This is a genomic window from Rhodococcus sp. NPDC003322, from assembly GCF_053589555.1.
This window is the reverse complement of the sequence record NZ_JBSFSC010000001.1, coordinates 382,756-395,376: the sequence shown is the minus strand read 5'-3', so window position 1 is coordinate 395,376 and position 12,621 is coordinate 382,756. Positions and strand designations below refer to the sequence as shown.

Genomic DNA, 12,621 nt, shown 5'->3' with positions numbered 1-12,621 from the left:
TCGACGGGGTGCCTCACACGCTCGCCGTCCACCGCCCGCGCTTCCACGCGTACCTCGATGTCGCGGTCGTCGTCGCCGTACTCGTCGGTACGAATCTGATCGCCCACTTCACCACCGTGTGGGCCTCGGTCGCGGCGGTGCCCATCTCGGCCGCGGTGCTGCTCGGTCTCGGGCGCGGACGGGGCCTCGGCTGGGCCGAACTGGGGTTGTCCCCGCGGCACTGGCGTAAGGGTGCGCTCTACGCGCTGGGTGCGGTCGCTCTCGTTCTGGTGGTGGTGGCCGTCGCCATCGCGCTGCCGTTGACCAGGCAGTTCTTCCTGAGCAACCGGTACGCGACCGTGTCCGGCGCGTTGATCGCGTCGATGATCATCATCCCGCTGCAGACGGTCATCCCCGAGGAGCTGGCGTTCCGCGGGGTGCTGCACGGAACTCTGGACCGGGTGTGGGGTGCCCGCGGCGTGTTCGCGGCAGGCTCACTGCTGTTCGGGCTCTGGCACATCGCGTCCTCGCTCGGCCTGACCAGCGGCAACCAGGGCCTGACCGGGATCCTGGGCGGCGGGGTGCTCGGTCAGGTCGTCGGCATCGCCGGCGCCGTCGCCGCCACCGCGGTCGCCGGTGTGGTGTTCACCTGGCTGCGTCGCCGCAGCGGCAGCCTGCTCGCGCCGATCGCCCTGCACTGGTCGCTCAACGGGGTCGGGGCCCTCGCCGCCGCGCTGGTCTGGCACGTGACCACTTCCTGACGGCTACGAGACCGGCCTGACGGCCACGAGACCGGCCTGACGGCTACGAGAACGGCCTGACGGCTAGGGCTCGCGAGCATCCTGGTGTGCGGCCTCCCGCTGTTCGGTCGCCCGCTCGACGCACCGCCGGCGGAACTCCTCCTCCTCGTCGACGATCGCCTGTGCCGCCGCCCGCTCGCGTTCGCGCGCGAAGTACACCGCCGGATGCATCCGCTGATCGGGGAGGGGGACCGGCCCGCGGGGGCGCCCCAGCAACAGCCACAGCGCCGGTCCGAACACGGGTAGCAGCGTCACCAGCAGGAGCCAGGCGGTGCGCGGCAGTGCCCGGACCTGCCACGGTGCGTGGGTGACGACATCCACGATCGGGTGGATCCAGACCAACGCGGCGATCAGCACCGACGCGGCGAACAGCATGGCGAACCTTCTTCCCCAGTACGTGCGGCGCACAGTCGGCGCCTGTCGACACGGGCCGGCACCGACAAGGCCGGGAACCCGTGTGACCCCCGCTGGGGAGGTTACGTGGAGAGTGCCGCCGTGAGACGGACTTCGTGAGGGGAACTTAGGAATTGCTCAGAATTGAGCGTCACTCCTCCAGTCGGACCCACCGTCCGAACGGTGGCGGACCCTCGCCGTGCACCTTGATCCGATGCCGAGGGTCGTCCGGTGCGATGTGCATCCACTCGTAGCCGTGGAGCACGTGTTCCTCGGTGGTGTCGCGCTTCGCGACGACGAGATCACCGTTGGGACGCTGCTCGAAGGTGAACGGGCTCTCGGGTGCGATGACCCACCATGCCTCTTTTGCCATGACGCCTCGCCGTCCTCGGGAGGTTGTGCGGCCGATCTGCCGCCGTCCGGATACGACTCGAGCCTACCGCCGATGGCGGCCGCGAGGCCTGCCCACCGTGGTTCCGGTGGGGCAGGAGAGCACGGGTGCGACTGGCAGGCACCACTGTGGTGTGGTGCAATTCACGAAACCGCTCTACGAATCGAGGCGCCGTGCAGGTATCCCGTCGCGAACTGTTCAGATACGCGGCCGTGGGGTCGGCGGTGCTCGGCGCCGCGGCGCTCGGTGCACCCGGCGTCGTCGCGGCCGCGTCCCCGGCGCGCGGCACCCTCGTCGACTACTCCGGCGGCGTCCCCGACGCCGCCGCGATTCGGGCGGCCGGTCACACCGGTGCCATCCGCTACGTCTCCGACCGCAGGCCCGAGGCGCAGTGGATGCTCGGCAAGCCGATGCGCGCCGACGAGGCGTCGGCGCTCGCCGCAGCCGGCCTCGAGGTGGTGTCCTGCTATCAGTTCGGCAAGGGCCCGACCGCGGACTGGCGCGGTGGCTTCGACGCCGGAGTCGAGCACGCCACCCGGGGCCTCGAACTCCACCGGGCCGCCGGGGGTCCCGAGGGACGCCCGATCTACGCCTCCATCGACGACAAGCCGAGCTCCGCCGACATCACGGCGATGATCGTGCCCTACATCCGCGGCTGGGAGTCGATCGTCGGGGCCGAGAACACCGGTGTCTACGCGAACTCCGGCACCATCGACCGGCTGCTCGACGCGGGCGCTGGGGCCTACTTCTGGCAGCACGACTGGGGGACCCCCGAGGGCTACGTGCACCCCGAGGCGCACCTGCACCAGTTCGAGATCGACGAACGCGCCGTCGACGGTGTGGGCATCGACCTCAACGCCATCCTCAAGCCCGACTACGGGCAGTGGTCGCTGGCCTGACAACCGGTTCGGGTCGGCGCACCGGCGGGCCGGTTCGTGAGCCCGCCGGCGAGCCGGTCCGTCAGTCCGCCTGCGGGCCGGCCGGTCAGCAGAGTGGCTTGGCGATGTCGTAGATCCGTTGGGCCTGCTCGGGTGTGGCCTTGGTGCCGTTGTTTCCCGCTCGGACCTCGAGTTCCGACACCACGGTCGCCTCGTCGACACCGGCGTCGATGGCGGCGCAGGTCTGGGCGTAGATGTCCTCGATCGCCGAGTCGTCACGGCCCTCGGCCAGGCTCGGGTACGCGGCCTTGAAGGCGGTCGTGAACGTGCCTGCCTTGACGGTGTCGACCGCACCCTGTGCGCGGGTGACGAGGCTGCCTGCGGCGGACTGGGCGGACGAGATGGCGCCCTGGGCGGCGCTCTGCGCCGAGGTGATGGCACCCTGCGCGGCGCTCGCCGCGGACTCGACCGCGGACGAGGCGCGGTCCAGGGCTCCGGTGGGCGTCGTGGTCGTGGACTCGTTGTCGTTGTTCGACGTGCACCCCACCAGGGCAAGTGAAATGGCAGAGGCGGTCAGAACTGCAGCTGCGATTTTCATGGGTCGAGCGTAGACCCCGAAGTAACGGGAAGCGCGGAGGTTTACGACGTACAGAACAGACGCGTCGTCACCGACGACCAGATCATGGAGGTCAGCCGATGGAACTCATCATCAATCTTCTGTATGCCGTTGCAGCCAATATCTACGACGGTGTCTCCGCCGGATCGAGCAGCAGTGGCGGGGAGACCCCGAACCCCTGAGTCGGGGTCGTCCCGGCCTGCTTCCGGTCGTCGTCAGCCGCCGATCTTCGCCAGCCACTGCCGGGCCTCGTCCGGCAGTGCGTCGGCGGATTCGGCGGCGCGGCACCACTTCTTGGCCATCTTCAGGAACTTCATCGGGTTGTAGACGTCCTCCTCGCACGACCAGAGTCCGTCCCCGGCGTAGTGCAGGATCGTCAGGTTCGACGCCCCGTGCGTGGACCCGTCGCCGGGGTCGCACATCGGGTTGTCGATCTCGCAGATCACCCACCCGCGCTGCTCGTCGATCGTGTACCAGAGTGCTGGGAAAGCGGTCATGTGGTTGCCGGGGAAGCTGTTCATCGTCCGGATGATCCAGGGGCGGATCTCCTCGCGGCCGGTGAAGTTGCCGTAGGCGTGCTCGATGTACGTCGCGTCCTCGGTGAACATGTCGGCGAACAGGTTCCAGTCGCCGGTCCGCTTCGCCTGCTCGACCGTGCGCTGGTAATCGGCGAACGCCTGCTCCAGTTCGTCGCGTGTCCAGCGGCCGCTCGCGGTCGGGGTGGTGGCGGTGTCGTTGCCCGACAGGGTCACATGTCCTCCGTGGTCTTCTGCCGAAACCGCTTGCTGCGGATCAGGTTTGGGTGTGCGCCAGCGGTGAGCGCGCGAGTTCGGGCTCCTCGGCCAGTACGTGCAGAGGCCGCTCGCCGGGCTCGCCGCCGTCGGCCCGCCAGGACAGAACCGACCAACGTGACAATCCGGACAGAGCCGAGCCGAGGCTGGCGAACGAACCGGAGGACAGTGTGGAACCGGCGGACCCGATGGAGCCTATCGACAGGATCGAGCCGACGCTGCCGATCGAGAGAATCGAATACGCGGACCCGATGGACAGGATCGATCCCTCCGAGCGGATGGACAGGATCGAGCGCCGGGACCGGACGGATTTGATGGAATTCCGACTGGGGGAGGCCATTCCCCGGTTTACCACGGTGGCAGTGAATACAGAAGGACCCCTCGCCGGGCGAGGGGTCCTTCCGAGGATTTCGGGCTGTCGGACGTCAGGGGACGTAGACCGTGCCGACCGTCGGCAGGAAGCTGCAGGTGGCCGGTGCGGCGCCCTCGACCTCTGTGGTGAGGCCGCCGGAGACCACGGCGAGCACGCGGCCCTGGCCGGTCTGGGCGATCGCCGAGAGGGTCGCCGGGCCGTCCGGGTTGATCTGGGACGCGGTCGTCAGTGTGGCGCGACCGGTCTTCGGGTGGTCGATGTTGACCCAGTCGACGACCAGCGGGTTCGGCTGCTCCGCGGTGGCCTTGCTGGTGCCGAGCGCGGTGAACACGAATCCGGCCTCGCCGGCCTTCGGTCCCGGCGGGGGCAGGTGCGCGGGGCCGGGGACGGCCAGGGCCGCGCCGACCGAGTCGGACTTGCCGCCGATGCAGCCCTTGCCGATGGTGGGGTAGAGGAACTGGGAGATGACCGGGCCGCTCTCCGGGGGGAGCTCCGGTCCTCCGCCGCCGCTGCCGTCCAGGAACGTGATGACGCGCTGCAGGGTGGACTTGGTCTCCGGGGGCAGGTTCGACGCCTCGAGCAGGGCCTTCGCCTGGGCGAGGAGATCGGCCTGCGGGTTCGCGACATCGGTCACACCGAGCTCGATCGGGCCTGCGGCCGCACCGACGATGGCCGGGGCGAGCGAGGCGAGGGCCTCGATGTCCAGGCCTGCGGGGATCTGGGGAACCGCGGGAGCGGGCTCGGCGGAGGCAGTCGCCGGTAGCGCGACCGCGGCAGCGGTAATCGCCAGCGCGATGATCGATATGCGCGTTCCTCGCGTACGAAGCACGGTGTCCCCATCCTTGTTGTCAAGCGTCGGCGCCGGAGCAGCCGACTGGCCCGGCAGGCCCCTCGGTGTCAAAGGGTCACTCTATGCAGGGCATCTGGCGTTGTACAGCGTTTCGTAGGACCGTCCCGTCGGTTGGCGATGGGGCGGTACTCCCGCGGCAGTGTAATCACTCCGCGGTGTGGCGATCCCGACATTGTGGTGTGGCGATGCTGACAGCCCGAACTCTAACGTGTGACTCAAGTGAACAGTGGGGTTGTTGATGCAACTGTTATGCGCGCTGATCGCCCGTCCGAGGTGCGTCCGGCGGCTGCCGTAGGCTCGCCGACGACCATGCGGGATTCGGCCCGCAGGCCCGCGATCAGCAGGCACACGAACTTCCAGGAGAATTCCAGCACCGTGTCCGAGACGACCCCCGCGCCCGCGGTCCGCACCCCCCGCACGGGACCCCGGGTCGAGCGGGTGCTGCGCGCGGCGCCACTGCTCCTTCTCGTCTCTGTCCTGGTTCGGATGGCGTGGGCCTTCCTGACCCCGAACGGGATGAACCTGGTCGACCTGCGGGTGTACGTCGACGGGTCGGCGGCACTGCTGCGCGGGGACCTGTACGACTTCACCTACTCGGAGCTGACCCCCGACTTCCCGCTGCCGTTCACCTACCCGCCCTTCGCTGCGATCGTCTTCTTCCCGCTGCACTATCTGCCGTTCGTGGTGGTCGGTGTGCTGTGGCAGCTCGCGACGATCGGTGCGCTGTACCTGCTGATCCGGATGAGTCTCGAGCTGCTGCTCGGCGCCTCGACGTCCTGGACGCGGGGGCTCGACCGGCGCTGGACGTCGATCGCTCTCCTGTGGACCGCGGCCGGGATCTGGACCGAACCGGTGCGCACCACCCTCGACTACGGCCAGGTCAACGTGTTCCTCGCACTCGGGGCGATGGTGGCGGTGCGCTCGACCCGCTGGTGGCTGGCCGGTGGCCTGGTCGGCTTCATCGCCGGGATCAAGCTGACGCCGGCGGTCACGGGCGTGTACTTCGTGCTGCGCCGGCGGTGGAAGGCCGCGGTGTTCTCCGCCGTCGCGTTCGCAGGAACGGTCGGCCTCAGCTACCTCCTGGTCGGGGCCGAGGCGCGCACGTACTTCGAGCACCTGCTCGGTGACGCCTCGCGGATCGGTCCCGTCGGTTCGGTCTGGAACCAGTCGCTGCGCGGCGCGTTGAGTCGCGTCGCCGGACACGACGTCGGCAACGGGTGGGTGTGGCTGGCCGCGATGGCGGTCGCGGCGCTGCTCGCGTGGTTCGCCTGGCGCTCCCTCGGGCGCGACGACCTGCTCGGCACGCTGGTGATCGTCCAGCTGTTCGGGCTGCTGCTCTCGCCGATCTCGTGGTCGCACCACTGGGTGTGGCTGATTCCGATGCTGATCTGGTTGGTGCACGGGCCGGTGGCGGATCTGCTGGGATCGAAGATCCTCGCCGGATTCTGGCTGGTCTCCACTCTCGTCGGAGTCCCGTGGGTACTGAGCTTCTTCCAGGACTCGATCTGGCTGATCTCGCGGCCGGGGCTGCTGGCGTGGCTCGGTGCGGTGGACGTCGTCGGGACGTTCGCCTTCTACCTGTGGGTGACCTACGCCGGTCGGCTCAGCCGCCGGTCGGAGCCAGCCGATCGATCTCGCGGGCCAGCGCCACGTCCAACTCCGTGATTCCGCCCTTGAAGTGCGTGGAGCAGCTGAAGGTGACCTTGCGCCAGCGGATGTCCATGTCGGGGTGGTGATCGCGCGCCTCGGCGGCTTCGGCGACCCGGTCGACGAGGGAGATCGCGTCGGGGAAGGTGGGCAGTTCGACGGTCCGGACGATCGCCGCGCCCTCGCGCCGCCACTGCGGCAGGTCGGCGAGGGCGGCGGTGACCTCGGCGTCGGTGAGCAACTCGGCCATGGTCATGATGGTCCCATGCACACGGGCCTCGGGGACAGGGATCGGCGGCGCGAGGTGGCCGCGGCCGCGCTGGTCGACGCGGGCCGGCTGCTGCTCGCGCAGCGGGTCGCCCCACCGGAACTGGCGGGCAGGTGGGAACTGCCGGGCGGCAAGATCGAGCCTGGGGAGACGCCCGCGGAGGGGCTGCGAAGGGAACTGCGTGAGGAACTCGGCGTCGAGACCGCCGTCGGCGCGCGGATCGGAGTCGATGTGCCACTGCCGAACGGGATGGTGCTGCGGGCCTACGTGGTGGAACTGAAGTCGGGTGTGCCTGAGGCACTCGAACACGCCGCGGTGCGCTGGGTCGACGCCGGCGGCCTGGCCGCCGCCGACCTCGTGCCCAACGATCGCGCGTGGCTGCCGGAGCTGCTCGCCCTGCTCGATCCGCGGTAGTCCGCCCGCGGGTGTGGGATGGGGCTCAGGCGGCGCGGGCCTTCTTGAGCCCCTTCTTGAGTTCCTTGCCGGTGGCGCCCTGGTTCTCGAGCTTTTTCATCCGCATGATCACGACCGGGCACTTGACGCACCGCGTCTTGCTGCGACAGCACTTCTTCTTCGGCTTCAGGCTCGAGACGTTCTTCGGCTTGACCTTGCCCATCTGCGACCGGGCCCTTCCGTTTCGACAACCGGGGAGACACTCTCCCGATGGAGGTTAGCGTAACCTCAGTTGCCGCGGCCCGTGGGTGGCCGACCCCCGACGGGTTCCCGGCCACCCACGGGGGTGGGGCACCACCGCGGACGATGTGACCGCTCAGCGGCCGTGGACCGGGTGGTTGCCGCGGATCACGTACGACGGATCGACGGCGGCCTTCAGTCGGCGCAGCGAGTCCATCGTGGACGAGTCGAACGCGCGCTCCAACGACTCGTCCGGTCCGAGCAGCGTCGGGACGGTCGGACCCGCGGACCAGGGAGCGAGCTCGTCGAACAGACTCGCCATCGCCTGCGCCGCGGCGGCGAGCAGTTCGGGCACGGGTGCGAGGGTCAGCGTCATCACCGCGAACTCGGCACGGTCTCGCCGCAGGTCGACCGCGCCGGCACGGCCCGACCGCGCCGCGCCACCCAGATGACGGAACTGGATCTGGGTGAGCGGGAGCGACCCGGCCGTGCCGGCCCGTTCGACCACGAGATCGATGACGCCCTCGTCGAGCGCGGTGAGCAGCATCGACGAGTGCACGCCCGGGGACGGGTCGGTCGGCTCCTCGCAGATCGCGCCGACGTCACCGGGTTGCAGCGGCCGGGTCGTGTCGCGCAGGACGGTGCCCGCGGCGCGGACCGGTGCCAGGTGGGCCGCCAGCGCGCCATCCGAACCCAGCAGCACCGTGTCGACGAAGCAGAAGGACTTCCCGCGGATCTCGTCGGGCAACTCCGGGATCGGCGGGAAGTGCATGATCGAGGCCCACACGGACAGTTCGTCGGGAGCGCTCACGGTGAGGGCGGACACGGCGCGCAGCACCGATGCGGCGTCGGTGGCGGGGAACGCCAGTCGCCCACCGGTGATCTCGGGCGCCGGGAACAGGTCGATCTCGACGGCGGTCACGATGCCGAACTCGCCGCCCCCGCCGCGCAGCGCCCACATCAGCTCGGGGGATTTGTCGTCGCTGATCCAGCGGTGCACGCCGTGCGCGTCGACCAGTTCCACCGCCGACAGCGACCCCGAGCCCGGTCCGAACGGACGGGTGAACCACGACAGGCCGCCGCCGAGGCAGAAACCGACAACGGAGACATCGGGATTCGAGCCGACCAGTCCGGTCAGGCCGGTGCCGTCGAGCGCGGACTGCAGGGCACCCCACTTCACGCCCGCGCCGACGCGGGCGGTCCGTGCGGTGGTGTCGATCCAGATGTCGTCGAGGGCCGAGGTCCGGATCAGCAGCGTGTCGTCGAGGGCCCGGTTCGCGCCGTGGCCGCCGGGCTGCGCGGTCACCCGCACGTGGTTGGCGGCGGCGAAGCGGACGGCCTCGACGACGTCGGCGGTGGTCGCGGCGGTCACGACCGCGGCGGGTCGTTGGGTGATGCTCACGTTCCACGCCTGCGCCACCGTCGCCCAGTCGGGGCTGTCCGGCAGGTCCAGCCGGCCGTCGAGGTCGGCGGCGAGCCGGTCCCACGGGACGGAAGCCAGGCGGGCCCGGGAGCGGTGGGTGTCGAGGTCGATCGGTGTTGATGTCATGGCCGAAAGCGTCGGTCGCCGGGCCCGTCCGGAACATCCCCCGGGGCGGGGCTCCTGTCACCCCAGACATCTGGGGTGTCGAAAACGAGCGGCCCGCGCGACAATTCGACCCCATGGCGACCATGCGCGCGGAAACGGTCCGCACCCGGCTCGACGCTCTCTCGCGGGCCGGTCAGAACTGGCAGGATTTCGGTCACGCTGCGATGGAGCTTCTCACCAAGGCCGTGCCGTTCGACGCGGCGTGCTTCGGCACGATCGACCCGGCGACCTCGATGGTGACCGGGTCGGTCAAGGCGGGTCTCGACAACCCGTGCGAGGTCGAGTTCGCGTACCACGAGTACGTCGAGGACGACGTGAGTCTGTTCAGTGACCTGGCCCGCAGCAACGTCGGCGTCAGCATCCTGCACGAGGTGACCGGCGGCGATCCGCGGCGCAGTTCCCGTTTCCGAGAGCTGTTCGAGCCGATGTTCGACCTCGGGCACGAGATGCGGGTGATGATGCGGACCGGCGGCGACGTCTGGGGCGGGCTGGCGATCTACCGAAGGGCCGGGGGCAGCGGGTTCAGCCCGGCCGAGGCCGACTTCATCGACGGGCTGACAGGGATGCTCGCAGTCGGGGTGCGTGCCGGGCTGATCGCCGACGCCGCGCCGGGCACCGATGTCGTCGGGCCCGAGAACGGGCCCGCGGTGCTCACGTTCGATCACGAGAACAACCTGTGCCAGGCCACGCTCGCCGCGCAGGTACGGGTGGAGGAACTGGGAGGGGATCTCTGGACGGACCTCCCGCAACCGGTGGTGGCGACGCTGGCGGGGGCTCGGGCGCTCGCGACCGGCCGGAGCTCCGCGGTGCCGCGCGTGCGCGTCCGCTCACGGACGGGGCAGTGGCTGGCCGTGCACGCCGCCCCGCTCGCCGGGCGCGCGGGTCACCCGATGCAGGTCGTGGTCACGATCGAACCGGCCGGCGCGCCCGAGGTGGTCCCGCTGGTCGTGGCGGCGTTCGGGCTCACGCCTCGGGAACGGGACGTCGTGGACGGGGTGCTGCGCGGGGCGAGCACCGGCGAGATCGCCAAGGCGCTGCACCTGTCGCCGTACACGGTGCAGGACCACCTCAAGGTCATCTTCGACAAGGCCGGCGTCTCGAACCGCAAGGAACTCACCGCACGGGTGTTCTTCGACCACTACGCATCGCGTAAGAATTCCCGCCTGGGGCCGTCCGGATGGTTCGTGTCGGAACCCTGACGGTGACCGTGTCGCAGATCACTATCCCCAGGTCAGCGGTGGTTGCGGCGGGCCGCGATGTGGGGGATCGGGGCGCGAGCGGGTAGGGTGTTCGCTGGCCGCAGTCCCTGCACCGGCGCGGATGTCGTGATCGTTTCGCACGACGTTCGTTGTGCCCGGGGGTCGCGAATGGGAATCACGCATGCGCGTAGCGGCAGCCAGAAGCCGTACGACGCCAAATTCGTGTGGCCCCGTCAGCAGCCAGGAGAACGCCCCGCGTGAGCACCACCAATTTCCGTAACGTCGCCATCGTCGCGCACGTCGACCATGGCAAGACCACCCTCGTCGACGCCATGCTGCGCCAGTCCGGCGCCTTCGCCGAGCGCGCCGAGCTGGTCGACCGCGTCATGGACTCCGGTGACCTCGAACGCGAGAAGGGCATCACCATCCTCGCGAAGAACACCGCTGTTCATCGCCACAACCAGGACGGCACCGTCACCGTCATCAACGTCATCGACACCCCCGGCCACGCCGACTTCGGCGGCGAGGTCGAGCGCGGCCTGTCCATGGTCGACGGCGTCGTCCTGCTCGTCGACGCGTCCGAGGGCCCGCTGCCGCAGACCCGCTTCGTTCTCCGCAAGGCGCTGTCCGCGTCGCTGCCGGTCATCATCGTCGTGAACAAGACGGACCGCCCGGACGCCCGCATCGAAGAGGTCGTCACCGAGGCGCAGGACCTGCTCCTCGACCTGGCATCCGACCTCGACGACGAGGCCGCCGCGGCCGCCGAGGCGCTGCTGGACCTGCCGGTCCTGTACGCGTCGGGCCGCGAGGGCAAGGCGTCGATGAACCAGCCGGAGAACGGTCAGGCCCCCGACACCGAGAACCTGGACGTGCTGTTCGACGTGCTGATGGAGCACGTGCCTGCACCCAAGGGCGACGCGTCCGCACCGCTGCAGGCGCACGTCACCAACCTCGACGCCTCCGACTTCCTGGGCCGCCTCGCGCTGGTCCGCATCCACAACGGTGAACTCCGCAAGGGCCAGCAGGTCGCGTGGATGCATGCCGACGGAGTCAAGAACGTCAAGATCACCGAGCTGCTCAAGACGGTCGGCGTGAGCCGCGAGCCCGGTGAGGTCGCGGTCGCAGGCGACATCGTCGCGGTCGCCGGCATCCCGGAGATCATGATCGGCGACACCCTCGCCGACACCGAGAACCCGGTCGCGCTGCCGACCATCACCGTCGACGAGCCCGCCATCTCCGTGGTCATCGGCACCAACACCTCTCCGCTCGTCGGCCGGGTGAAGGGCCACAAGCTGACCGCGCGCATGGTCAAGAGCCGCCTGGACTCCGAGCTGATCGGCAACGTGTCGCTGCGCGTCCTCGACATCGGCCGCCCGGACGCCTGGGAGGTGCAGGGCCGCGGCGAGCTGGCGCTGGCCATCCTCGTCGAGCAGATGCGCCGTGAGGGCTTCGAGCTGACCGTGGGCAAGCCGCAGGTGGTCACCCGTCAGGTCGACGGCAAGCTGCACGAGCCGTTCGAGGAGCTGACGATCGACACCCCCGAGGAGCACCTCGGCGCGATCACCCAGCTGCTCGCGAACCGCAAGGGCAAGATGGTCCAGATGACCAACCACGGCACCGGCTGGGTCCGCATGGAGTTCATCGTCCCGTCGCGTGGCCTGATCGGGTTCCGCACCGACTTCCTCACCGAGACCCGCGGCACCGGCATCGCCAACGCCGTCTCGCACGGCTACGCCCCGTGGGCGGGCGAGATCCGCGCCCGCCACACCGGCTCGCTGGTCTCCGACCGGAGCGGCACGGTGACGCCGTTCGCGATGATTCAGCTGTCGGACCGCGGCACGTTCTTCGTCGACCCGGGCGCCGACACGTACGAGGGCATGGTCGTGGGCATCAACCCGCGTGCCGAGGACCTCGACATCAACGTCACCAAGGAGAAGAAGCTCACCAACATGCGCTCGGCGACCGCCGACGTCACGGAGACCCTCGCGAAGCCGATCGAGCTGACGCTCGAGTCCGCGATGGAGTTCTGCGCCGGCGACGAGTGCGTCGAGGTCACCCCGGAGGCGATCCGCGTCCGCAAGGTGCACCTCAACGCGACCGAGCGCGCCCGCGAGCGTTCGCGCGCGAAGTCCCGCGACAAGGCCGCGCTGTAGAGTTGCGCTTCGCGTCTGTGAGTGATCTGCACCCTCATCGGGGTGGAGATCACTCACGGGCG

15 protein-coding genes are annotated in these 12,621 nt (G+C 69.7%); 6 read left to right on the top strand and 9 right to left on the bottom strand.

Translation table 11 applies throughout. The features are described from left to right. Positions 1-8 precede the first annotated feature (8 nt). Positions 9-740 carry a CPBP family intramembrane glutamic endopeptidase gene (locus ACWDUM_RS01880; protein ID WP_450112946.1) on the top strand — a complete coding sequence of 244 codons (732 nt, stop codon included), beginning with the start codon at positions 9-11 and terminating at the stop codon, positions 738-740. Between the two features lie 63 nt (positions 741-803). On the opposite strand, the gene ACWDUM_RS01875 is transcribed toward ACWDUM_RS01880, so the two are convergent. Beyond that, positions 804-1,154, bottom strand: coding sequence for a PLD nuclease N-terminal domain-containing protein (locus tag ACWDUM_RS01875; protein ID WP_450112947.1), 351 nt, complete (start codon positions 1,152-1,154; stop codon positions 804-806). 169 nt (positions 1,155-1,323) lie between these two features. Beyond that, entirely contained in the window at positions 1,324-1,545 is a 222-nt protein-coding gene (locus tag ACWDUM_RS01870; RefSeq protein WP_450112948.1) for a maltose regulon activator MalT, read from the bottom strand. Positions 1,546-1,736: 191 nt separating this feature from the next. Between ACWDUM_RS01870 and ACWDUM_RS01865 the strand changes: the two genes are divergently transcribed. Continuing rightward, a complete protein-coding gene (locus ACWDUM_RS01865; RefSeq protein WP_450132665.1) occupies positions 1,737-2,462 on the top strand; it encodes a DUF1906 domain-containing protein in 726 nt (241 codons plus the stop codon). An 85-nt stretch (positions 2,463-2,547) separates the two neighbouring features. On the opposite strand, the gene ACWDUM_RS01860 is transcribed toward ACWDUM_RS01865, so the two are convergent. The 4 genes from ACWDUM_RS01860 to ACWDUM_RS01845 all read right to left on the bottom strand — a co-directional run bounded on the left by ACWDUM_RS01860 (position 2,548) and on the right by ACWDUM_RS01845 (position 5,050). Continuing rightward, positions 2,548-3,039, bottom strand: a complete 492-nt coding sequence (locus ACWDUM_RS01860) for a hypothetical protein (RefSeq protein ID WP_450112950.1) — start codon at positions 3,037-3,039, stop codon at positions 2,548-2,550. 233 nt (positions 3,040-3,272) lie between these two features. Continuing rightward, positions 3,273-3,809 (bottom strand): nuclear transport factor 2 family protein, encoded by a 537-nt coding sequence (locus ACWDUM_RS01855; RefSeq protein WP_450132664.1) that lies wholly within the window; start codon positions 3,807-3,809, stop codon positions 3,273-3,275. A gap of 40 nt (positions 3,810-3,849) precedes the next feature. Continuing rightward, on the bottom strand, positions 3,850-4,188 hold the full coding sequence (locus ACWDUM_RS01850; protein ID WP_450132663.1) for a hypothetical protein: 339 nt from the start codon (positions 4,186-4,188) through the stop codon (positions 3,850-3,852). Positions 4,189-4,273: 85 nt separating this feature from the next. Continuing rightward, the gene (locus ACWDUM_RS01845; RefSeq protein ID WP_450112953.1) at positions 4,274-5,050 is read right to left on the bottom strand and encodes an Rv1157c family protein; all 777 of its coding nucleotides are present in this window, start codon (positions 5,048-5,050) and stop codon (positions 4,274-4,276) included. A 270-nt stretch (positions 5,051-5,320) separates the two neighbouring features. Between ACWDUM_RS01845 and ACWDUM_RS01840 the strand changes: the two genes are divergently transcribed. Further along, positions 5,321-6,736 carry a mannosyltransferase gene (locus ACWDUM_RS01840; protein WP_450132662.1) on the top strand — a complete coding sequence of 472 codons (1,416 nt, stop codon included), beginning with the start codon at positions 5,321-5,323 and terminating at the stop codon, positions 6,734-6,736. Here the strand turns inward: ACWDUM_RS01840 and ACWDUM_RS01835 are convergent. Continuing rightward, on the bottom strand, positions 6,675-6,968 hold the full coding sequence (locus ACWDUM_RS01835) for a 4a-hydroxytetrahydrobiopterin dehydratase (protein ID WP_450132661.1): 294 nt from the start codon (positions 6,966-6,968) through the stop codon (positions 6,675-6,677). The genes ACWDUM_RS01840 and ACWDUM_RS01835 overlap by 62 nt on opposite strands. A 15-nt stretch (positions 6,969-6,983) precedes the next feature. Here ACWDUM_RS01835 and ACWDUM_RS01830 point away from each other — a divergent pair, with 15 nt between their 5' ends. Then, entirely contained in the window at positions 6,984-7,400 is a 417-nt protein-coding gene (locus ACWDUM_RS01830; RefSeq protein WP_450132660.1) for a (deoxy)nucleoside triphosphate pyrophosphohydrolase, read from the top strand. Between the two features lie 25 nt (positions 7,401-7,425). Here ACWDUM_RS01830 and ACWDUM_RS01825 read toward each other — a convergent pair whose 3' ends face one another. Further along, positions 7,426-7,602: a hypothetical protein gene (locus ACWDUM_RS01825; protein WP_450132659.1), complete on the bottom strand. Its 177-nt coding sequence runs from the start codon at positions 7,600-7,602 to the stop codon at positions 7,426-7,428. A 153-nt stretch (positions 7,603-7,755) separates the two neighbouring features. Then, entirely contained in the window at positions 7,756-9,168 is a 1,413-nt protein-coding gene (locus tag ACWDUM_RS01820; protein ID WP_450132658.1) for an FAD-binding oxidoreductase, read from the bottom strand. 113 nt (positions 9,169-9,281) lie between these two features. Between ACWDUM_RS01820 and ACWDUM_RS01815 the strand changes: the two genes are divergently transcribed. After that, the gene (locus tag ACWDUM_RS01815) at positions 9,282-10,406 is read left to right on the top strand and encodes a helix-turn-helix transcriptional regulator (protein ID WP_450132657.1); all 1,125 of its coding nucleotides are present in this window, start codon (positions 9,282-9,284) and stop codon (positions 10,404-10,406) included. Positions 10,407-10,663: 257 nt separating this feature from the next. Beyond that, on the top strand, positions 10,664-12,559 hold the full coding sequence (typA, locus tag ACWDUM_RS01810; RefSeq protein WP_450112960.1) for a translational GTPase TypA: 1,896 nt from the start codon (positions 10,664-10,666) through the stop codon (positions 12,557-12,559). Positions 12,560-12,621 lie beyond the last annotated feature (62 nt).

Excerpts from the sequence above, each read along its gene's own strand:
- ACWDUM_RS01815 (WP_450132657.1), top strand. The coding sequence starts at position 9,282 with ATGGCGACCATGCGCGCGGAAACGGTCCGCACCCGGCTCGACGCTCTC.
- ACWDUM_RS01870 (WP_450112948.1), bottom strand. The coding sequence starts at position 1,545 with ATGGCAAAAGAGGCATGGTGGGTCATCGCACCCGAGAGCCCGTTCACC.
- ACWDUM_RS01875 (WP_450112947.1), bottom strand. The coding sequence starts at position 1,154 with ATGCTGTTCGCCGCGTCGGTGCTGATCGCCGCGTTGGTCTGGATCCAC.
- ACWDUM_RS01820 (WP_450132658.1), bottom strand. The coding sequence starts at position 9,168 with ATGACATCAACACCGATCGACCTCGACACCCACCGCTCCCGGGCCCGC.
- ACWDUM_RS01825 (WP_450132659.1), bottom strand. The coding sequence starts at position 7,602 with ATGGGCAAGGTCAAGCCGAAGAACGTCTCGAGCCTGAAGCCGAAGAAG.
- ACWDUM_RS01830 (WP_450132660.1), top strand. The coding sequence starts at position 6,984 with ATGCACACGGGCCTCGGGGACAGGGATCGGCGGCGCGAGGTGGCCGCG.
- ACWDUM_RS01850 (WP_450132663.1), bottom strand. The coding sequence starts at position 4,188 with ATGGCCTCCCCCAGTCGGAATTCCATCAAATCCGTCCGGTCCCGGCGC.
- ACWDUM_RS01860 (WP_450112950.1), bottom strand. The coding sequence starts at position 3,039 with ATGAAAATCGCAGCTGCAGTTCTGACCGCCTCTGCCATTTCACTTGCC.
- ACWDUM_RS01840 (WP_450132662.1), top strand. The coding sequence starts at position 5,321 with ATGCGCGCTGATCGCCCGTCCGAGGTGCGTCCGGCGGCTGCCGTAGGC.
- ACWDUM_RS01835 (WP_450132661.1), bottom strand. The coding sequence starts at position 6,968 with ATGGCCGAGTTGCTCACCGACGCCGAGGTCACCGCCGCCCTCGCCGAC.